The sequence below is a fragment of the Photorhabdus viridis genome, from assembly GCF_040256935.1.
Taxonomy (GTDB): Bacteria; Pseudomonadota; Gammaproteobacteria; order Enterobacterales; family Enterobacteriaceae; genus Photorhabdus; species Photorhabdus viridis.
On record NZ_JBEJZY010000592.1, the window covers coordinates 1 to 223 of the forward strand.

Consider the following 223-nt stretch of genomic DNA (forward strand, 5'->3'; position numbering starts at 1 on the left):
TGAGCAAATCAGCCGGTATGACAATTTCTTTGCGTTGGGGGGGCATTCGTTACTGGCGGTGCGGGTGATGAACCGGGTCGCGGCTTTCGGGGTTGAACTGTCGCTGGCGACCCTGTTTAAATTCCCCACTTTGCTGGCGTTTGCTGAGGTCATGCAGGGCGGGTCTGGTCAGGCGGACACGGTCCTGCCGGCCATCCTGCCGATATCCCGTGAGGGTGAGTTA

1 protein-coding gene is annotated in these 223 nt (G+C 59.2%); it reads left to right on the forward strand.

What is annotated here, in order from left to right; genetic code table 11:
- Window positions 1-223, forward strand: a 223-nt coding sequence (locus ABR397_RS24690) for a phosphopantetheine-binding protein (protein WP_350307969.1), incomplete at both ends; no start/stop codon positions are given.